Here is a 21,031-nt window from a genome sequence, read left to right as displayed (position 1 = left end):
TGTATCAATATGCAATTGGAACCTTAACTAAATTCTCTTCTAATTTTGAGTCAACATAATTCCAAGAAAGAGAACAGTAGAGGAATTTATCTACTTTAATGCAACTATTTTGGTTCCAATGTATATAATTAATTAGATTGATTTAGAAATTTAATTATGTAAAGCTTGGAGGTACAGGAAAACGCCCATCTATTCTTGCCTGGTTTACTGCTTGAATTCCACCTATAGAAATAATTCCATGATCAGTAAAATTGTTTGGATCAACGGGGCTTGTGTGCGATGTATCTTCAATACCTGTTCTCTGTCTGAATGTGCGAACACCTCCATGATTCATAAGATCATTTGCAATGGCGGGGTTGTTATGCCCTGTTGGAATATCAAAAGCAAGAAGACTATGTACTATCTCATGTGCCATGGTTTCACCTAGAAGACGCCCATAAACTTTGATAGCAAATGTTTCTAGATCTGGATCGGAGAAATTTCTACTTTCTAGTTCAAGAATTAACGCTTGTGTTTCAACATCTACCTCATTATCAATAGTCTGTCCTGCAGGTGGAGGATTATCATATGCTCCTGGAAATATGTCAATCGTTTCATTAAGGACATTTGCACCAGCAGCGCCTCCGACTAGATTAGTTATTCCAAGGCGATTAGGAGTAGCAGCAGGAGGTTCTCCTCTTATTGTTAATACAGTTACATGTGAAGCAGGTAAAAATCCAGGCAATGTATCAGAGAAGGATCCAATCCTCCATATAGTTCTCACATTTGAAGTTCCAAGTAAATGATCACATACCTCTTTTGCTTCTCGAATTATTTCATTTTTTACATGATCTAGGTGAATCACTGTAAGAACTGCGTCGAATGCACCAGCATCTTCATTAATTGTTACAAATTGAGGTACTGAAAGTTGTATTTTTGTACTTTCAACTGCAGTACCACTACTATTGCGTACTGTAAAGTCCACTTCTGTTCTTCCAGGATGAAGAGTTTGAATACGCGTACGAAGACTTGTGGGTGAATTCACATTAATATCAGCTGGATCAGGTCTAGTCCATCGGAATGTATCCCCTGGTTGTAAGTTTCTAACTTCAGCAACTAGTTCTATAATGCCAGATTTATCATTTCTTGATGGGAAGAAAGATCTAGAATCTGAAGAGTTTTGAGGATTTTGTAGAACAATAAATCTACGGATTCTTCCACTGTCTTCCAATCTTCCTTCATTTCTTGCGTTTACTTCAACAGTTTCTCCACCAGGTCTGTTAACACTTACAGATGCATCATTTGCACCAGCAGTATTTGTTAATTGTTCAACTTGATCAGTTGAAATAGGATTTGGTGCTTCTGTTCCTCCTCCAATCATACTTCGAAGAGCAGCCTCAGTAAGTTGTGATCTTTGTTGATCGTTTATTGCACCAGATTCATGTTGTTCATTGATTTTATCGAGTGCTTTGTCCACATCTCTGTTCATGGCTCCTTGAAGTGCAAGATTTGCAGCTTTTCCTCCAAAGAATTCTGCAGTACCTAATGCAGATTGAAGTGCTTTAATGGCATTTCGTTGATTTTCTGTAAGACCAGTAATATCACGAAATAGATTTGGATTAGATAATAGCTGTAATAGTGAACCAAATCCTTGTGGATCTGGGGCTTGAGGCACATTTTGAAATGCAACAAGAGGTGATGGAAAGTCCTTTGCCGTCAAGTCTGGAGGAGTACTTCGTCTGGAGTCTGTACTTATTGGTTGTATTGGTGTTGGCACATCAGAGCATGGCGATTCTTCAAATCTCCAGAATCTAGAATCATCCTTCTTTTCACATGAGTTACATGCTCCCATGACAGATTCTGCAAATACTCCTTTGGTTGGAACAGCGATACGTGCAGGAGCAACAGGGGTAGTTGGTTGATAATGTTCTAACAAATCTATTGGGTCTTCCTCATTTTGTTTAAATGTTGGATCTAAATGGGAACCACTAGATACTGGTAATACAAGACAGTTACCAATAATCCCAATTAGGTTATTTTCAACTACAGATACTACACTCTTTCCACCACTGTTAGGTGCAATAAATCCATCTAAAAGCATGTATCTTCTTTGAGGATCCATTAACCACCAAATCACTCTATGATAATACTCTAGATGATCATTCAGATGCTTGATAAGAGAACTTGCAAATTCTTTGTCTTCATCACGAGGGCGACGAAGTTCACGCCAATTCAAAGGAGTAAAAATCAAAACACCATCAGTACCAGACAAATCATTTTGAATACGTGACTGATTAAATAAGCTAAATGAGAAATGCTCTGTTCTATATCTCATTTGTCCTGAGTTAACTAGTATCTTTGAACTCTCAGGTAATATATCATCTATATTTTTGGGTCCTGCATTTGTATCTACAATAGTGCCTATCTTGATAAATTTGATTCTCTTACGTTGAATTGAAGGTAAATCATCATCAAGCCTAAGAGAGACGTAAAGTCGTCTATCGTTATGAAAATCAGATACCAATGTTGGATCTATCGGAAGTTGTATTTCAGTATCATCATCAAGAACTACAAAAACGCGTAATCCATTAACAATTTCTTCGGCAATTCTTGGTCCAAGTACCTGCGCAAATATTTCGTCTCTATTTTGTTGATTTTTTAGATGCCTTTCCCAAAACTCTAATGGAGAGATCCCAAGCCATGAAAGAATGCCCCATGATCCCTCAAGAAAGTTTCCCTCATTGTCGTCTCGAGGTCTTTGGATACGAAACGTAATACGAAGAAAACCGTCTAGATATTCTAGATTCTCATCAGCATAACTTCCAACTGGCATATTGCTTCCAACATAGTTATCTTTTATTCTTTGCAATGCATCAAAGCCACGTCGTAGTCGTCTGTTACGAATAAATCTGTTCAAGGATTCACGCCATCTAAGAGCTTTAGATGAATCAAATCTAGTCATAAGAAATGGAACCAGTAAACATTCTTGTACATCAGCAAGTCTCTGTTTGACCAGAAAGTGACGTAATACTTCAAAGTATTCCATTGTTATTGCGTGACAATGGTTATGGTTTGCAACTACTTCTGTTTCTACACGAAATGACTCGCCTTGTCTGACCGTTTGAATAACTGTTGAACGTTGATTTCTTACGGCAGATGAAGCCTGCATAACACTATCTCGTAGCTGTTGTAGTGAATTTGCAGATGTATTTCGTGATGATTTTTGCCAAGCTTTTGAGCTTGCTTTGCTTTTTCCTCCTCCAATTCCGAGTAAACCACCAACAGGTCCAAGTATAGCACCTATACCAAGGCCCCCACCAAAGCTTCCAGTTTTAGCTGAAGAACCACCAGACATGCTTTCTCGAACCATGGCATTGGCCATCTCTGAAATATCACGATCACGTTGTAATTGTGCGCTAAGGAATTCTTGTTCTTCCAATGATTCCCGTCTGGTAGCACTTTCCCTACGATCCCAATCCAATACAGCTATCTGTTTTTTCTGGCATGGAGCTAATGGCAGACTATATAGTAGATCACCAAAAGAATAACCATCTGCTACCCATTCCTGTTTAAAATGCAAGATATGGCCATGTGCAATTGTACAAGATTGATAAAATGTGGGTTCATCATCCCAATCTGCAGGATTATTACAAGAAAGAGTTCCACGTCCAGGTACGAGGTGCTTAAGGATATCCACTATTCTGACAAGGTTTGTTTTATTAGTCAGAAATTCAGCAGAAGCAAAACGAGTAAGTGTAAAGCCATCTGGATCATGTGCCATCATCTTTGCAACATTGGTATCTAGGTTTACTTTTTTGAGAGTGTCATCGTCAATGTTGATATCAATGGCAGAGACAAATTCTCTGGCAGCAAAATTTACAGAATGTGTTGTTGTCGCAGAATCAACATCAGTGGAAACAGATCCACGTGTTGAAATCATAGATCTGGATGATGGTGTAGTTGATCTTTCAGTTGTTTTCATAACAAGTGCAGGAGTCATAATTTTTATAATATCTGCCAAATTAATTTTAGGAGGTTCTTTAATGGTTATACCTTTTATTACAGGTTCAGTTGTTCTAACAACAGAATAATAATCAAATTCTTCAAGTACACGATTTGGTTTAGTGATATCAACACAGCGTCCACCAATATCTGATGTATAAACAGAAGAATTAACCAAGTCTTCATTATCTGGATTGCGTGGGACATCTTCTGATTTGCAGTTGCATTCTTGTTTTTTAGTTCTTTCCTCCTCTTCGTCTTTTGGGATTTCTGCACCCAATACTATTTTTTCGGTAAAGCTTCCATCATCATTGAGACGTATTGGAACTTTGATACTACCATTAACCATTCCTTCTGCATTAGAAAAAGATCCCAATGGAAAATTAATTGAAAAATAACCTTGGGCATCAGTACGTGTGGAACCAACTATTTCAGGTTGTGCATCACTAGATTGCTTTGTAGCCCATAACACAACTTGCTTATTATTTACATTGCCCTGTCCAGTAGAATCTACCACTAATCCACGTAATCTCTTTGGTTTAGTAAACGACTGGTCTGTGTTATTCTCAATAGGAAAAAATTCTGCGGGTTCTACTTTGATAGTTATTGGCTTATTTTGTTCAAGTTCATCAGAATTTACTTTCTCTGTAATTAGGGATTCGCCATCAGGTGATTTGACATCAATAGAAATTTCAGATTTTGGAGAAATTGTATGATCTTCAGGAAATATAACCGTGACTTGTCCTGCTTTGGTTACTTTTTCAGTAATCTCATTAGTGACTTCAAATGGAGAAACCTCTTTTTTAACTGAGACTAGTTGGATGTAAGAAACAGTTACCAGATGATTGGAAAAATCATTTTTTCTAGATGAAGATATTAATCTAATTTCTAATTTAACCATCTATCCACCTCTATGTAGAAGAAAATGAAAAACATAGTATAGTATGATCATAATAAAATAAATCAATATTGCTTGTGATCGATTGTACAAATAATTTAATTAATAAATATTAAATTTTATGTTTTTCAGTTATTAAAGCAGATTTCTTTAAAGAAATTAAATATTAAATTTAAAGAAAATATTCGATCAATAAAAAATCAAACTGACTAATGAAATGTTACAAATCGATAAAGAAGTCATGTCTATTTTAATTGAAATTGTATATATCAATCAATAATAATGTTGCATAAATAAATCATAATTTGAAATCTAATCTTTGACAATGCATACGATTCTTAATTGAAACAAAGAACCAGTAAAAACTAAAAATATCATATTTCCTATTTGTAAGTACTTGAATATGAGATCTTAATTGGTAATAATATACCATTTTGTATTTGTAAAGGAGGTTAACAGTAACGCGTTCAACACTGTTACCGGGCTTTGAACGCAACAGTCTGTTCTGTATTTTAACAAGAAAAAAGAACTTTCTAAATGAAAATTTTGAATTCATATATTCCCACGTGGGTCTCTTTTCTCAATCCATAACTATATCCCCAGTACAACATGTACGGGGATATAGTTTAGGCGATTGTTTCCGTACCCCCGTGTAATTAAAAAAATAAAAAAATAGAGATTCAAATTAAAAAACGAGTTGGCTTTACCTACTCTTTTTTAACTTAATCTTAAATCACTAAGGCATTTTTCATAATCTTCACTTGTCAGAGTAGATTCAAAACAAATCTGTTCAATGCTCTGAGGCGGATACATTGCAAGAAATACCATTCCAAGTATCATTGATACAACGAATCCTATTCCTATTCCGATTATGAACCATTTTACATTGAAGTCCATGTTAGAAGTTGTGAGATATTTGGTAAATTGATAAGTTGTAAAATTGACTATTACTAGTTGGATATGCATGTAAGACAGTTATTACAAAATTTCAGTATCAAAAATTTTCAAAAATACTTGTAAATATAATCAAATTGTTCTCAAAGTATCAATCTACTTTGAGGTTAGCACATTATTTCATTTGTACATGTAGAGCATCCAATCATTTGTACTTAGATTCTTGTTGTATTTTGTACCCATATCATAGATAGAAGCAAAGATGGCATCAGTTTTCAAAATGTTGTATTCAGATTCCACAAACATCTGGGGTCTGGAATCTTTATCCAATGGTCCTGATCCATCTGCAGATGTTTTACAATCTTTGCTGCCAGTATCAAAGATTATTTCATTTCTTCCGTTAACTAGAACAAATTCAACATCATTCTCTACAAATTGTTCGTTCATACTAGCACATAGGTTTCTTTCATCAATAAGAAATATCAGCACAGCATCGTCTTTGCCCATTCCATCTACATTGACTGTTCTTCCAATTGATGAGACCATGATATTCATAGCAGTTGCAGGGTACGGGTCAGTCAAGAAAAGGTCATACTCTTCTTGGAGGGAGCACCATGGAGTTTGTTTTCCATCTTTTCTGCCAATATCTTCAATATGTCCATATACTATGTAGTTACATTGTTTGTCTGCCAGAATAACTGCGGCTAATGGTTCAATAGAATATCTGGAATCCTCTTGAAATAGACTTAGTTTCTCTAGTTTTTGTTGTAGGTTTTGATGAATGAATTCATTAACATTATTTATGGGATGTGCTTCATACTCATTTAACACCATATCGTATGTAACAACATTAGCCAGGTCAAGTACTTCTTCTAGTTCTCCAAGAATGATCTTTTCTGCTTTTTCCATTTGAAGATCTGATATGGAATCAGTCATATCATAATGGGCAATGCCAAAAATTATTCCAATAACTGCAATGATGCAAACTAGTCCAACCACTGAATATTTGAGATACGGTGAGGATTGATATTCAGGGAGAGCAGGAGAATCTGGTGGTGGGTCTTTTTTATTCCCGTATCGTCCGTCGATATAATTATGAACGTTGAATCTTTCTCCATGCTTTATCGTTCTTTCCCCAACATACTTTATCTTATCATGATAAGTATGATCTATTGCCAGAATCGTGGTAGTTGCACTTGAAGTTAGTAAAATATGGTCTTCTTTTCCAAGATTCATTATTCGTTCAGTATATGCTATTGCATTTCCTGCAACTTTGATTATTTTGTTTACTTCTCTTGTTACTTCTGCTGGACCTACGTTTATTCCGACTCTTATCTTGATATGCCAATCTTTGTTTTTTTCAGATCTATTGTGATTCTCTAGTTTATCATGCACTTCTTTAGCAATCTCTAGTAATTTATCAGAATCCTTGGTATCGACTATAAGGTATCCTCCATCTCCAGTATCAATCCAGTTTGCATAAGATGATAATGTCTGGTACGTTGAAGATTCAAACAAACAGTTCTGCAGTACTTTTTTTCGTTGATTCTTCTTTTCCTCTGGAATTACTGGAATCTCTGCTCCCACCATATCGTATCCCATTACAGCTACAAACTCAATATGATGTGACATTAGTTGCCTCCAGTTCTAAACTGTTTTGCATCACACCAGCAGTACTCAAAATATTCTTCACACCATGTATGAAAATCCCGATTGTTGCTGTAAAATGCCTCTTCAATGTCCACTTGTCCTTTGATTCTAGGGAACATGACGAATGCCTCTTTTTCTGTCATCACAACAGATACTGATACTTTGTTCTTTGTTCTTTGTTCTATTTGTCCCTTGATCTTGAACTTGGAGAATTTTTTTGTAGTCTCTTTGTGATCGTTTGCAAACAACATGTGAGAATCATTAGAAAAAATTGTTCTAGTATGAATACCGTTTTTGAGTTTTTCATAAACAATATCCATTATCTCTTTAGAATATTCTGCCTCGTAAAACGTATTGTATATGTAATTGTCCGCATTTTTGTATATGCTCTTCCATTTTTCAGCAATTCTTGTTTTACCTCTTATGCGATGAGTATTATCAAACACTCCAATTTGCTGCATAAAGTAATCTGGAATATCTCCAAAATCATGTTCTTCCCAGTATTCGATATTTTTTGTAATGAATGACGATGTGGAAAATAAGACTCTACACAGAGTTTGGACCCATGGTTTTAGCTGATAATTATCATCCTTGTCTCTTGTCAACCAATCCCATTGTCTGTAAAGTGTACTGAGATCTCTTGAAAAATTCTGTAGAGGTATACCCAATTTTTTGGCCATCTGAATGGGTTTTAGCTTATCATGTTGCAATAACAGTTTGATTAGATCATATCGATGACCATTGCCTAAGATGAAAAATGGCATATGAGATGTAGACTTGTATTCATCACTATCCATGTTATTCACTCATACCTAATCCTGTAATTTGAATTTCTACAAAGTAAATGAGTCTATATTTTGTCATAGTAACCATGAATAACATTAGACAAAGTTACTAAAAACAACAGATAGTAACTTTGCCTATCAATAGTAAACATTACTAGTGAGTCATAAATTACTCATGATTCAGGCCAGTTTGAATCACAAAAATCACACTTACCTCGCATTCCATTGTATCTTGAATCCCAATATCTTTGTATGATTTTACCACATAAAGAGCACTGATTCTTAGTTTTTTGCCTCAAGTCATCCCTCCGAAGTTGTAACGGCATCATACTTTCTAGGGCATTCAAAGCATACAAAGTATGTTGGAATGTGCTGTGTTGGCATCAATCTTACTGTATCGTTACTTTTTTTGCAGTGATAGCAGCGACCTTGTTCGTAATACAATCTGTTTTCATAACCATTTCGTTTTAGATAAAAAACAAGCATTCCAATCAGGAAAATGATATGAGCAGAGATTGGCTCTACAAAAAATATAGTCACAGCAACTGCAGATATTATAGAGCCACCTCGCCGTAGTAGGAAATGATGTTTTTTGGGACAATCATCACATAGGTAATATTTTGTCAATCCGTGCTCAATGACATTAGTTAGTTCCGTATCAATTCTATGACAACTGTGGCATCTTTTTCGTCTATACAGTCTTCGTTGTGTGATAAAATCATTTGTTGTTACTAGGAATGCCACCAACCCAACTCCTACTGGAAAATACCATAGTCGATACTCATCGCTGTATGGTTGAAAAATCAGAAAAAAACACAGTGCCAAAATTGCAAGTGTTCCACATAACAGCATCATAAAATTAATCCAACAAAATAAGATATAGCGATTGATAGAAGATCAGTCTAGTTTTAGATAGTTTGTCTATACAAGTTTTAGTTTCAAAGAATGTACTAAGATAATATGAAATTATTTGGAGAGAAGAAAATAGTTGAACTTGATTCAGAACAGAGAAAAATCCTAAAAGATGTGAAAAAAGAATGGTTGGAACTAGTCACAATATCGGGCAAAAATCCCACAAATTCAGAAACCGACAATGACATTGATTGGTTGTACAATATTGCGGGTTTTGAAAAACCAAAAGTCGTGATAGCAGCCTCTTTTGCAGAATATCAAAAAATACCTTCATTTGCATCCAGTACAAAATCTCTTAATCTTTCTTACCCAATAAACCACAACATACACAAAAAATTTAGAGGAAAACTGATCAGAAACACAACCAAACTGATAGAAAAACACGTTGACAATGACGTAATATTTGAATTGATAAAACTTGAACAGATCTTTACAAACAAGATAGCACAAGATGTTTTAGAGACACTCAACAGTAATGGACAAAACTATCTGAATGGAATCATGACACGTCAGCCAAACTTTGGACTCTCCACAGAATTTTGGATGATGACTGGTTCTTTCTTTGAGAAGATAGGATGCTTGGATGACAGTTTGATAAAAGAGGATTTCACTAGGTATTCGGGCATGATGATGAGGGGTATATGGCATGCATCCTTTTTCAAGAACGTGGCCATACTATGCAGCACTCCTAAGAAAACAAAGAAAGATGATCAGGGCAGACTGCACTCAGTCTCAGAGGCAGCATTACAATGGAGAGATAATCAGAATGACTATTTCATTCACGGAGTGATGTTTGAGAAATATCTCTGGGAGAAAGTTACCAAAAGAGAGTTGAAGATCAAAGATATGCTGCAAATTCAAAATATCGAACAGAGGCATGTTGCAATTCAATTGTATGGATGTGACACCATGATTGATGAACTTGATGCAGAACTTGTGGATAAATCAAGGCGTGGAAATGAGTTATACATGCTGAATAACAACCTTATTAACGGAAGATCAATTAAGATTTTAAAATACAAATGCCCATCCACAAACAGAATCTACTTTAGCTTTGTACCAGATGACATGCGTTTTGCTGATCATGCAATGGCGTGGAAATTTCACCTTACACCAGAAGAATACAAAAGTTTGGAGATTGAGACATGAAGCCAGTTTTGATCAAACATGAAAGAGAGGTGAAATAATGGTGTGGATTGCAAGACACGGTGATTTGCTGATAAGAAATACAAAGGAAATCCCTTCAAATCTAAAACCAGCAAATACAATCACCATAGCAGAAGGAGAAAAAACAGGACACAAACATCAATTGTGTGGAAATGTAACTGTGTACAAGCAAGAACTAGGATCTCTTTACTTCAAAGTCAAAACATCAGCAGAACTTGTACATCAGGAGCATAAAACCATACGCATTCCAGAAGGAATGTACAGGGTAGAGCAAGAAAGAGAGTTTAATCCTTTTGAGAATGTCCGAAGAGTTGTTCTTGATTAGGTTGTCTTGATTCAAGAAATAGGAAAAAAATTTTTCCTACAAAAGTATTTCTTGAGAATTTTTCTTTCTGTTTCTTTCCATTTTTTTCTTCTGGAAAGAATAATTCTTTCCTACGAAAACAATTTTTTTCTGTTGGAAAAAATAATTCTTCCTGAAAATGTCAAATAATGTCAAGTTTTGTCAAACGGTATTTTGAAAGATATCAAACAATGTCAAGTTTTGTTCAATAATGTCAAATAATGTCAAGAAATGTCCAATTGATTTTTTGGACAAATTTGGACAAATGTCAAGAAATGTCCAATAATGTCAAATGATTATCGATGATTTTTTCGGTATCTTTCCGGCAGATTTCTGAATTATCGAGATATCCATTCGGTAAACTAGAATATCAATCTTGAAAAATGGTTTTTTCTTACCGGAAAAATGATTCCCAATACCGGTAAATCAAAGAATCTCCCGAATTGATAAAATTGTTTCCGAATTGTTTCCGAATTGATACCCTGATTTCTCGAAATGATACCGAATTGATAATTTCATCTACCGAAATGATAACCACATAATACCGAATTGTTAGTTCATTACATCGAACTAATGCTAAGAGAATATCAAAAGTTCTTCATCTCATGAGACATGAGTGCAATTCTTTATGCAGCGTTAGTTTTGTTCCATTATTTTTCTTGATTATTTCCAATCCTATTTCTTTGGAATTATTCCACGTATCAGAGTATCCAAAATCTCACTTTTCACTATCTTGATATTGAGTTCTCTAATGCTTTGAGATAATTCTAATGAAGCCTGCTATCAGTTCAGTTTCCAAAATCTATCATGACAAGCTGTTGCAACTAAGATTGCTTACCTTTGCATCTGGAGGCGTAATCATGTCCCTTGAAATTGTAACTAGCAGAATCCTGACACCTGTTTTTGGCAGTACGATTTACACATGGGGAAGCCTTATCGGTGTAATCCTAAGTGGCCTAAGTCTGGGTTATTTTCTGGGCGGAAGGATTGCAGACAATAACCCAAGATTTGATAAGATTTGCGGCATCGTATTTTCAGTAGGTCTTTTTACTGTGGGAATTCCATTTTTTGCATCCGAAGTTGTGAGTTTTACTGCAGTTGCATTGCCTGCAAGCCAATACGCTCCTTTGCTTGCCACTTTTTTGCTGTTGATGCTTCCTTCTGTTCTGTTGGGTTTTGTGTCCCCCTATGTCATAAAGCTTGGAACAAATAGCCTGCAAAACATCGGAAATATTTCTGGCAGTCTTTACTCTATTGCCACTGTTGGAAGTATAGTAGGAACCTTTGCAACAGTTTTTGTGCTAATTCCAAGCTTTGAGGCAAACAAAATTATTTTTGGCCTGGGGATAGTGTTGATTGTAACATCACTGATCGGACTTAAAATTCCTCCAAAGCTAATCGCGGTTGCAGTTTTGTTAATACTGGTAGTCCCATGGTCAACAGCATCCATAAACACCATCCCGCATAATGGCACTCTCATATATCAAAAGGACACTCTCTTTAGCCACCTGGATGTCATAGAATATGGAGACAACCGAAGCCTGTATCTGGACGGGATGCGACACAGCTCAATGAATCTCAATGATCCTCTAGACTTGATCATTGACTATACTGAATACTTTCATCTTGGGATGCTGTTTAACCCGACATTTACTGACGTGTTGTTTGTAGGGGGAGGTGGATTTACAGGTCCCAAAAACTTCCTAGCATTGTATCCGGAGACAAAGATAGACGTAATCGAAATTGATTCAGATGTGGTTGATGTAGCAAAGAAGTATTTTGAATTAAAGGATGATCCACGGCTAAACGTGTTTAATGCAGATGCAAGACAACATCTGTCTTCACATGACAAGAAATATGATCTAATAATATTGGATGCATATGCATCAACATACGTTCCATATCACCTGCTAACACATGAATTCTACCAGCTAGTTGAGAAAAGATTAGAATCAGACGGTGTTATAATCTCAAATTTCATAGGCTCCATCGAGGGAAGCAAGTCGCCTCTTTTAAGATCCGCATACAAGACCATGACTGAAACTTTTCCAGTGTCGTATGTTTTTCCCACCGAGGAAAATCCCAGCGACAGCCAAAACGTCATGATTGCGGCATCAAACCATCCCTACGACTATGACCGATTGTCCCTGTTGGAGAAAGCAAAAGACAGTCCTGCAGACTATCTTGTAGATGAATTGAGCTCCGAAAATCACTTTTATTCCAAAGTACTAGATACATCCGGTGTCCCGTTCCTCACGGATCAGTTCAACCCATCAGAAGTTCTCATCAACCCAAATACCGGAAAAAAATATGACGAGTTTTCCCAGGGAAAAAAGATCACAGAAAGGGAAGAAATGAATTCAGATGTAAATCTGACCTTGGGGATTGCATTGTCAGTAATTTCTGCAGTATGGGTGCTTTATTTTAGGAAAAAAATATGGATTGCTGCAACAAGCAAGTAGACGCAAATCTGTCCAAAAACAATTGTATATTTTCTTGATATCTTGTGATATATTATTGGGCGAGACTGGGCATTTTGAGAAAAAATAATTTTCAAGTAAGGAATGAAAAAAATTTCTCAAGAAAGAATCTGAGAAAAAATAGACTATTTTGTTTTAGTGCATAATTTGTAAATTATTTTGGATCTTAAGACCTGCAACGGCTAGTAATCCGGTGAGAGATCCGATATACCTATGTCCGGGTTTTGCAGAAATGGTATTTAGATCATACTGAGGAATGATTCGTTTTGCTTTTATGCAAATTCTGCATTTGCCAGTTTGGGATTAATGCGGAAAGGAGTCATTGTCTAACCGTTTAACCAACCGACCATAGTAACCGTCCATGGGATAGGGCCAACTTTTGCCCATCCCAATCTCCAATGTACTCTGATGATACAACACAATTCACCGGATGAAAAGGATGAACAAATCATTCGTCGTGCTTTTATCCAAACTTTGCAAATGACACACATGAGCAATCAAGATAATCAAGGCAATCCAAACTGGGAAGAGATTCGTGGACTGTCCTGGATTTTCTATGAGGACTGACTCTTCTATTTGTGACAATCCTCAGAAGAATTTATGAATATCTAAACGCTATCTTGGATAGCTGAAAATTTTCTATATGGGGTATTTTGATAATCCCTTGTGATGGGTTCACAGGATTTAGGGCAGAGACACGTGGAAGCATGTTGTAGCAGAAAAAGGGAAAACTAGACAACAAGCTGAGAGGCATAACACAAAAGAATTCCAATTAATTATCACATGATTGTTTATTGCAGAATCGATTTTTTTACATATGTAGATTAATGAAAAATACAATCGCAAAAAGATAGAAAAAGAAGAATGAATTCCTCTACTTTCTTAATTTCATTGCCATTTTAGCTGCTATGCCCCAAGAGAACAAGGTAAACCCTATTGGAAATACTCCGCTTGTGAGCACCTGTGGGACTTGTTCCAAAGATAAACTTTCAGAGGAATACATTGCAGCAACTACCGGCAAGGCAGCCAGGCCGATTACTCCGAGTTTCGTCTTTGTTGTCTCGGAGACTTTTTCTTGTATTTTGTATGTACTCATGTTTTATCACTCTCTGTAATGAAGAAGAAATACTTAGGTTGGATCTGACTTTTAGGATGTGTTTTGTTCAGTAGATGACTAACCCCATTCACGATAAGTTCAGTTTCTGAACTGGTGTGTCGTATTTACTTGGAATTACATGTATAATATTTGTAAAACAACGATTCTGCAAATTAGTTTCATACTATACAAAAACTATCTTGCAAGATGAACATTTTATTATTTTATTTTCTTCCTGGTTGCTTTATGATGTTTGGGCATGTTTCGGTACCTTGTTTTTTGCAGGTACTTTGAATAAATCGTGCAAAGTCGTCTTCATCAAACAACTGCCATCCCATTTTGTGTATGTCAAGGTCATATGAGCGGTAATCCTCTATGATGTCACCAAACCATGCCCTGTACAAGTCCTCTTCCTGCTGTGCCTGCTCATGAGTATTGAAGAATTTCAGCTCAATCCAGTCTATGTTACCATTAGTCCTAGCAGAAAAGTCACAAAAAGGAGAGTTTACAAGATATTCTTTCATTTCTTCTAGCCTCGTAACAAAATCCTTTGGGGACGTGAACTTTACAGTTACAAGACGTAATATGGGCATGTTGACCTGGTTGAGATCAACCATAGTAGTATAACCGTGAATGATTCCAAGTTTTTCCAATCTTGCAATCCTTTTTCCTATACCTCGTTCAGACATGTCAGTTCCCATGCCTGCAAGTTTTTTGACTATGGTCCTGGTAGAATCCCTTGCATTTGAAATTAAGAGGTTAAGGATTTGTCTATCAACTGTGTCCAAGTTAATTTCTTTTTGTTGTTTTGTAACAGGTTCGGCCATTGTCATAGTAGTATCAACCATCCTATCATTGCATTTTGTAAAAATATCACACAGGGTTCAAAAAGTGAACCATTGTTGTTAAAAAAATTCAAATTTTGAACTTTGACAGAGCCACAGGTAAGGTAGACACTAAATAATTTGATGCGGTCCAATTGTTGAGAAAATATGAGTGTACAGCATACAAAAAACAGAGAAGTCATAAAAGAATATTATATGTTCTTGTACGATCTGGCAGTCAGAAAAAACTATGAACATTCATCTCAACTAACGGATGAGGAAAGAGAATATTGTGAAAAACTGTTGTCTCAGCAATCTGCATATCACACATCCCCCAATCAGTATTTGTCATTTATGGAGGATATTCTCAAAGAATCTGCTAGACGAAAGAGCATCACAGGCACAACGCACTGGTAAAATTTTCTGTTAAATCAAACTTGTGTGAGCCATCATTAAGACATATGGTGGAATCTGAAATATGGTCTACAAAACATCAAAAATAATAAAATCAATAAATGCCTGATTCAAATCTTCAGGTCCCCTTATTTCCACTAAAATTACTCACACATATGGCTAGAAACTCAAATGATCAATCTTGTTTAATTAATTCGACTTTGTCTCATAAGTGATAAATTTCAGAGGTAAAGCCATCATGGCAAATTTCGGACAAGCATGGAATCGTCCTGCATCTGAGAGCAAAATATCTCAATTTTCAGGCGTGTTCAAAAAAGAACCCCCTCTAAGGCCTCGGGTTGATGGCGCAATTAAAAGTCTGAACAGGCCAATATCAAAACTTGATAATACTCATAACCAACTAAACCAAAAAGACAACAAACTATTCCAAAAGATTGTGGAGGCGCAGCAAAGAAAAGATACCTATGCAAGTAAGGCTCTGGCAAATGAGCTTGTCCAAGTACGCAAGACAAACAAGATGGTAGGAAACATGAGAACCTCTGTGGAGAGAACACAACTCAGACTATCTACGGTCAGTGCGGTGGGGGATGCAATAGTATCCATGCAACCTGCAGTTAACACCATGAAGGCAGTAGTTCCTGCAATGAATAAGATAATACCTCAGGCAAGTGCTGAGCTAGAATCTATGGGCAACATGCTTGGGGACATGATGCCTGGCTCACTGGGAGATGACTATGCTTTTGGTGATTCGGCAATGTCTTCTGAGGAGACAGACTCTATTCTAAAAGAGGCAGCAGCTGTTGCAGAAACACAAATCGGAGATAAATTTCCATTCGTTCCTACAAGTTCAGATGGAAGCATCATCAAAACAGACTCATATTCGTCTGTCAACACCGAAGGTTCATTTTGATTGTGAGTAATTTCCAGTCATTTAGTAATTCATTGCTGTTGTTAATTGTCTCAATAACACAAAAAAGAAGAAATTCACATGCATCTTTATGAAGGAGGAGAATTTCTGACATATACTATAAGATAAATGAAAATAAGATATAGAAAACCAAGTCTGGGAGATGGCCTGAATGCTGACTTGGAATTAAAAATCAACTCCATGATCCAAGATATTTTGCACATTCCAAATCTTATGTATTTTTTGTATTGGCTCTAAAACTATTCTCTTGCGATTGCCTCATACACTAGATTTGCAGAGTCAGATGTTATCTGGAAATACGGATGATCATCGTAATTTTGTACTAGTTCTGCCATTACACTCTTGAATTCCCTCTCAAGTCTTTTTGTATCCCTTACCTTGTCATCTAGGATATCTTCCTTGTCTGATTCGTATTTTTCCCGGATGGAGTTGATGGTTCTGCTCAATTCTTCTTTTGATGCAGCATCTGAACCTTCATCATACTCTTGTATTGCCCTCTTTTCGGCCTCTTTTGATTCGGATAACAATTCAGCATATTTTGCATCGTACTGTCTTTTCAGATCCATTTTCTTTTCTTCAAACTCGTTATGAATTTCTCTTATCTTCTGGTTGACCTCCTCAATCTCCAAAAGAGTTTCCTTTCTTTCGATGCTCTTCATGATGTATTCCTCGGGATTCGGAAATTCCACAATTCTCTGTTCTGCCCATTTTTCTGCAGTCTCATTCAGAACACAGGAATACTTTTCATTTTCATTATGGTATACCACAACAAACCCGTCATCACATCGGGTGAGCGGGGTTACCAGTTGGTTATCCCTACTGCTGAGTTCTGCAGAGTCTCCTGTTATCTCCCCCATGCCGTGCTTTATCCACATTTCTGCAGTCTTCATTGTTACGCATACATAGTCGTCAGCATGGAATCGATGCATCACGATTTGGCCTTCCCTGCATTCGGTATTCTGATTGGTTCTTTGCATCTCTTCCCATGATGCCTTGTCATCAGGATTGGCATCAAGGTATGCAGGATTTGTCCTATAGTCCTCATAGTATTTTCGTAGCTGTTCTCCGGTAACTGGTGAGTCAACAAACTGGCCCTGCCTGTCAAAAAGAATCTGCTGGCTGTAATATGCCAGGTTGTGCCTTACATTGAACTGTGAGTTTGCCTCTATCAGTTCGATTCTCTTGGTCTCTGCTGCCACCACATATGCCTGTAATGCATCATGCCTTGAGTTTCCATCGGCAAGGGACTGCTTGAATGCGTCACGTCCTGCCTTTACCTTCTGTTCCTTGAATTCAAACTGGTCCCAGAATACTTCCTGTACCTGAGAATCCGGAATCTTGTCTACAAATCTCTCATACGAGTTTTTTGGCGAATAATAATCCCAAAGCCTTTCCCATTCCTTGAGGTCCTGGTTTAGCTTTGCCAGGGACTCCTGCCTTTTCTCTTCTAGTTCCCTTTGTTTTTCCAATCTGTCATAATCTCTCTCTTCTAGTTCCGCAATCCATTTTTTTGTCTGCTCTATCTTTCTGAGGATGTCCTGGGCAAGAGGGCTGTCTGCAAGGTTTTCGGACAAAGTGACTTGTTCATTTATGGGTGTTGTGTTATTTGCAGTCTGAGCATAACTTGATTGAACCGCAGCACCAATGGTAATTGTAAAAACAAGAATTACCATTAAGACAGATGCAACTGCGACCACGATTGGAACAAATTTGCCATCACTGATAAATTGTTCGTAGAAATCCTATCATGTCATACGAGTGTCAAAATTCCAGATGTGTGGGATTTTTTTTGATTTGACTTCCACGTGGGTCCTGTATTCAATACCTTAACTATATCACCAGTACAACATGTACTGGTGATATAGTTAAGGGGTTTTAGAACGTACCCACGTGGAAAATCTGATGTACACTTTTTTGTAGAAATCCTGAGAAAACCTAAAAAAACAAAACTATCTCTTTTTTCTTAATGGAGTCAAGCACTGATTCTGAGGACTCGATAACATTTCGTTCATATCCTCTTGAGCGAGATAAACATTGCAAAACCATAGTCAAGATTGAAGCTGGTTACATGGATAAATTGGGAATCAATGAAGGGGATGTTGTCAGAATCATGGGAAAGTGTGACGCAATGGCATTTTGTTTCTCAGCTGACAAAGAGGAACTAGAAAAAGCAAAGTCACAACAACCTCTAATTGAATATCTGAATCAGGATCATAAAGAGGTTGATTATCCTCAGATGGTCATGAGCGGTACTGTGTATAGTAATGCATGTCCTTCCAGAAGGTTGGGATTAGTAAAATTGGAAAAACTTCCCACAGATAATTCTAAAAAACAAATCCAGAATGCAGATACCGTAATCCTGGGTACGATGAAGTTTGCAGAAAATGCAATGCCAGGTTACAAAAACAACATCGATTTTTCATCCTTATTTGGACGAATAGTAAAAAAACAAGAGAGAATAAACACGTCATTTTTGCCTGACTTTGCACTAAAGCATCAAAAAACTTACAGAGGAGGGCACACACATCCACCAAACTTTTCATCTCTAGTTGTGGATGCGAAACCTGAAGGCAGTGATTTCTGGCTTGTCACAAAAAACACAAAATTTGATTTTCAGGAGATATCAATGGAGGAATTCAAAGGCAAGATTGGAAAACCTGAAGCATTATCTTTTCTTAGAACCATTCCAATTCCACATAGACTTCATGTACGGGACACTGAAATCACATTTACCTCACTTGAGATATTTGAGAGTTCGATGAAATTACGGTGGTATTCACTTCAACGAATAAAAATTCCCGGGGATGTTTTTTCAGATCCCTCAAAGGCAAATGAGATGTCTGCAAGTATGGGTCATGATTCAGCAGAATTGTCTGTTGAGATTAGGGACGATCTTGGCAACGAATATTCGGATGGGTTTTCTGCAGGTGGAGGAGGAAGCAGTGGTCCGGATCCAACAACAAGCGAAATGGTTTTTGATTACTCTGGAGAGTACCGGTTTTCATCTACATTAGATCCCAATGCAAAGGAAATTACAATTATCGTCAAGGATATGGCCTGGATAAAACGCAATGACAGAGTAATGCAGCCAAACCCTGCAACTCCCTCTAAAATGGAAGATTTGTCAATGACTCGTCCCAGATTATCGGTGTTAGAGGGGCCATGGGAATTCAAAGTTAGTCTTTAAGCAAGAAATACGTAGATTATGAATTGTATGAGATTTATTTTTTATTCGATGAACGATTTCCATTTCTCATCTCCAATCATCAACTCTTTTCTGTGTCTCTGACCAGTCATCTACAAAATTACAGTTTAAGACTTTCTCTTGCGCAAATATTTTATTTTCTTTATTTGCATATGGCTCTCCCGAGGTATGTCTTTCCATAAGTTCAGGGATTGCTTTACCTTACACTGTACGACTTTCAGTGCAATCTCGAATCTGTCCTCAGAATCAAGGTATTTTTGGTATTGTTTTATGCGTAATTTGCCTGATTTTGGCTGCTCAGGCATGACATTTGCCAACAACTGGCCGTTCCAGTTCAATAAAGTCAGATTGATGTTGTGCTTTGAGAGCCATTTCATTGCCTCAAATGTGATGTTGCCAGTATGTCCGTCAATGATTATTCCATCATGGTTTATCTTGTGAGGGAAAAACTCCAGTCTTGTTCCTTTGAGTCTGTTTGTGATTATCAGCTTTCTCTTGTCCACGTTGATTGATGTTCCAAAACCTGTAATCAGCAAAGGATTCAATTACATTGTTGATATGTCATTCCAATACAAGAACTTTATGAAGCATTATTCATCTTCAAAAAATTATTTTTACAAAACAAAACACATGCAATTTATCAGTAATCATTTTATCAATGTATAATTTGCATTGAAAATTCTTGTCAACAAAATAATTTTCCAACATAATTAATCATGACCAATGCAACATAAGAGAAATAACTTTTTCCGCAATACAATGGCCATTTCAAAAGCAAAGCGTAGTGAGGCTGCAAGAAAAGCTGCACGAACAAGAAAGCGAAACGAGAAACTAAAGGCAGAAGCAAAGGCAAAGGCTGCTGCAAAGAGACGACGAGCACTAGCTGCAAAGAGACGGGTTACTGCAGTTTCTGCAAAAAAGAAAAAGACATCTGCAAAGAAGAGAACAACAACTGCTACAAAAAAGAAGACAACTGCAAAAAGAAAAGTTGCAACCAAGAAAAAGACTGCAAAACTATCTGCAGCAGCACTTGCAAGAAAGCGAAGCCTTGCATCCAAAAAGGCAGCAGCAACACGAAAGAAAAACGCTGCTGCAGCTGCCAAGAGAAAACAGTCAGCAACAAAGAAGAGAAAGACTACAACTGCAAAAAGAAAGACATCTGCAAGTCGATCAAGGAAAACTGCAGCAAGACGCAGAAGGTAATCAGAATGCCTTTCTGTTCTCATTTTTTATTACAGCAAACAAAAACCAGATCAATCATGACAGGAATTCGATCCGAAATGTCAAGATTATTAGAAGATTAGCAACAAAGAAAAGCCAAAGATGACAAAATGCAAGGATGTTTGCCTGAGATACAAGGCAAAAAAGAGGCAGGGAAGTACCAGGTATGCAAACGGACAGAAGAGATGCCAGATATGTGAGATATTCATAGAATGGGAAGGATTATGGTGTCC

At 36.9% G+C, this 21,031-nt stretch carries 16 protein-coding genes; 7 read left to right on the top strand and 9 right to left on the bottom strand.

Annotated elements, in window-relative coordinates; translation table 11 throughout:
* Positions 1 to 154: 154 nt before the first annotated feature.
* The 5 genes from ACOQN3_RS04490 to ACOQN3_RS04470 form a co-directional block, all read right to left on the bottom strand.
* On the bottom strand, positions 155 to 4,882 hold the full coding sequence (locus tag ACOQN3_RS04490; protein ID WP_420545292.1) for a hypothetical protein: 4,728 nt from the start codon (positions 4,880 to 4,882) through the stop codon (positions 155 to 157).
* Between the two features lie 714 nt (positions 4,883 to 5,596).
* Complete coding sequence (locus ACOQN3_RS04485) at positions 5,597 to 5,776, bottom strand: hypothetical protein (protein ID WP_420545291.1); 180 nt, start codon at positions 5,774 to 5,776, stop codon at positions 5,597 to 5,599.
* Between the two features lie 177 nt (positions 5,777 to 5,953).
* A complete protein-coding gene (locus ACOQN3_RS04480; RefSeq protein WP_420545290.1) occupies positions 5,954 to 7,405 on the bottom strand; it encodes a hypothetical protein in 1,452 nt (483 codons plus the stop codon).
* Positions 7,405 to 8,220: a hypothetical protein gene (locus ACOQN3_RS04475; protein ID WP_420545289.1), complete on the bottom strand. Its 816-nt coding sequence runs from the start codon at positions 8,218 to 8,220 to the stop codon at positions 7,405 to 7,407. Before ACOQN3_RS04475 ends, ACOQN3_RS04480 begins: the two co-directional genes overlap by 1 nt.
* A gap of 288 nt (positions 8,221 to 8,508) precedes the next feature.
* A complete protein-coding gene (locus tag ACOQN3_RS04470) occupies positions 8,509 to 9,063 on the bottom strand; it encodes a hypothetical protein (protein ID WP_420545288.1) in 555 nt (184 codons plus the stop codon).
* 105 nt (positions 9,064 to 9,168) lie between these two features.
* On the opposite strand from ACOQN3_RS04470, the gene ACOQN3_RS04465 reads away from it, so the two are divergent.
* The 3 genes from ACOQN3_RS04465 to ACOQN3_RS04455 all read left to right on the top strand — a co-directional run bounded on the left by ACOQN3_RS04465 (position 9,169) and on the right by ACOQN3_RS04455 (position 13,092).
* Complete coding sequence (locus tag ACOQN3_RS04465) at positions 9,169 to 10,269, top strand: DUF6745 domain-containing protein (protein WP_420545287.1); 1,101 nt, start codon at positions 9,169 to 9,171, stop codon at positions 10,267 to 10,269.
* 37 nt (positions 10,270 to 10,306) lie between these two features.
* Positions 10,307 to 10,612 (top strand): hypothetical protein, encoded by a 306-nt coding sequence (locus ACOQN3_RS04460; protein WP_420545286.1) that lies wholly within the window; start codon positions 10,307 to 10,309, stop codon positions 10,610 to 10,612.
* Positions 10,613 to 11,400: 788 nt separating this feature from the next.
* A complete protein-coding gene (locus ACOQN3_RS04455) occupies positions 11,401 to 13,092 on the top strand; it encodes a spermidine synthase (protein ID WP_420545285.1) in 1,692 nt (563 codons plus the stop codon).
* A gap of 892 nt (positions 13,093 to 13,984) precedes the next feature.
* Here the strand turns inward: ACOQN3_RS04455 and ACOQN3_RS04450 are convergent.
* Both ACOQN3_RS04450 and ACOQN3_RS04445 read right to left on the bottom strand, forming a co-directional pair.
* Positions 13,985 to 14,206 (bottom strand): hypothetical protein, encoded by a 222-nt coding sequence (locus ACOQN3_RS04450; RefSeq protein ID WP_420545284.1) that lies wholly within the window; start codon positions 14,204 to 14,206, stop codon positions 13,985 to 13,987.
* 224 nt (positions 14,207 to 14,430) lie between these two features.
* Positions 14,431 to 15,054, bottom strand: a complete 624-nt coding sequence (locus tag ACOQN3_RS04445) for an AsnC family protein (protein WP_420545283.1) — start codon at positions 15,052 to 15,054, stop codon at positions 14,431 to 14,433.
* Positions 15,055 to 15,198: 144 nt separating this feature from the next.
* On the opposite strand from ACOQN3_RS04445, the gene ACOQN3_RS04440 reads away from it, so the two are divergent.
* Entirely contained in the window at positions 15,199 to 15,447 is a 249-nt protein-coding gene (locus ACOQN3_RS04440; RefSeq protein WP_420545282.1) for a hypothetical protein, read from the top strand.
* Positions 15,448 to 15,682: 235 nt separating this feature from the next.
* Entirely contained in the window at positions 15,683 to 16,354 is a 672-nt protein-coding gene (locus ACOQN3_RS04435; protein ID WP_420545281.1) for a Snf7 family protein, read from the top strand.
* 257 nt (positions 16,355 to 16,611) lie between these two features.
* Here ACOQN3_RS04435 and ACOQN3_RS04430 read toward each other — a convergent pair whose 3' ends face one another.
* A complete protein-coding gene (locus ACOQN3_RS04430; RefSeq protein WP_420545280.1) occupies positions 16,612 to 18,069 on the bottom strand; it encodes a hypothetical protein in 1,458 nt (485 codons plus the stop codon).
* 269 nt (positions 18,070 to 18,338) lie between these two features.
* Between ACOQN3_RS04430 and ACOQN3_RS04425 the strand changes: the two genes are divergently transcribed.
* Complete coding sequence (locus tag ACOQN3_RS04425; protein ID WP_420545279.1) at positions 18,339 to 19,559, top strand: hypothetical protein; 1,221 nt, start codon at positions 18,339 to 18,341, stop codon at positions 19,557 to 19,559.
* Positions 19,560 to 19,684: 125 nt separating this feature from the next.
* Here ACOQN3_RS04425 and ACOQN3_RS04420 read toward each other — a convergent pair whose 3' ends face one another.
* The gene (locus tag ACOQN3_RS04420) at positions 19,685 to 20,122 is read right to left on the bottom strand and encodes a CRISPR-associated endonuclease Cas1 (RefSeq protein ID WP_420545278.1); all 438 of its coding nucleotides are present in this window, start codon (positions 20,120 to 20,122) and stop codon (positions 19,685 to 19,687) included.
* A 214-nt stretch (positions 20,123 to 20,336) separates the two neighbouring features.
* Between ACOQN3_RS04420 and ACOQN3_RS04415 the strand changes: the two genes are divergently transcribed.
* Complete coding sequence (locus ACOQN3_RS04415) at positions 20,337 to 20,780, top strand: histone (RefSeq protein WP_420545277.1); 444 nt, start codon at positions 20,337 to 20,339, stop codon at positions 20,778 to 20,780.
* Positions 20,781 to 21,031 lie beyond the last annotated feature (251 nt).

It is taken from the genome of Candidatus Nitrosopumilus sp., assembly GCF_965223225.1.
GTDB lineage: Archaea > Thermoproteota > Nitrososphaeria > Nitrososphaerales > Nitrosopumilaceae > Nitrosopumilus.
The sequence above is the reverse complement of the archived record's forward strand: the minus strand, read 5'-3'. Positions and strand labels throughout refer to the sequence as shown.

Coding starts and splice junctions, on each gene's coding strand:
- ACOQN3_RS04485 (WP_420545291.1), bottom strand. CDS start 5,776: ATGGACTTCAATGTAAAATGGTTCATAATCGGAATAGGAATAGGATTC.
- ACOQN3_RS04460 (WP_420545286.1), top strand. CDS start 10,307: ATGGTGTGGATTGCAAGACACGGTGATTTGCTGATAAGAAATACAAAG.
- ACOQN3_RS04490 (WP_420545292.1), bottom strand. CDS start 4,882: ATGGTTAAATTAGAAATTAGATTAATATCTTCATCTAGAAAAAATGAT.
- ACOQN3_RS04480 (WP_420545290.1), bottom strand. CDS start 7,405: ATGTCACATCATATTGAGTTTGTAGCTGTAATGGGATACGATATGGTG.
- ACOQN3_RS04425 (WP_420545279.1), top strand. CDS start 18,339: ATGGAGTCAAGCACTGATTCTGAGGACTCGATAACATTTCGTTCATAT.
- ACOQN3_RS04475 (WP_420545289.1), bottom strand. CDS start 8,220: ATGGATAGTGATGAATACAAGTCTACATCTCATATGCCATTTTTCATC.
- ACOQN3_RS04445 (WP_420545283.1), bottom strand. CDS start 15,054: ATGGTTGATACTACTATGACAATGGCCGAACCTGTTACAAAACAACAA.
- ACOQN3_RS04455 (WP_420545285.1), top strand. CDS start 11,401: ATGAAGCCTGCTATCAGTTCAGTTTCCAAAATCTATCATGACAAGCTG.
- ACOQN3_RS04435 (WP_420545281.1), top strand. CDS start 15,683: ATGGCAAATTTCGGACAAGCATGGAATCGTCCTGCATCTGAGAGCAAA.
- ACOQN3_RS04470 (WP_420545288.1), bottom strand. CDS start 9,063: ATGATGCTGTTATGTGGAACACTTGCAATTTTGGCACTGTGTTTTTTT.
- ACOQN3_RS04465 (WP_420545287.1), top strand. CDS start 9,169: ATGAAATTATTTGGAGAGAAGAAAATAGTTGAACTTGATTCAGAACAG.
- ACOQN3_RS04450 (WP_420545284.1), bottom strand. CDS start 14,206: ATGAGTACATACAAAATACAAGAAAAAGTCTCCGAGACAACAAAGACG.
- ACOQN3_RS04440 (WP_420545282.1), top strand. CDS start 15,199: ATGAGTGTACAGCATACAAAAAACAGAGAAGTCATAAAAGAATATTAT.
- ACOQN3_RS04415 (WP_420545277.1), top strand. CDS start 20,337: ATGGCCATTTCAAAAGCAAAGCGTAGTGAGGCTGCAAGAAAAGCTGCA.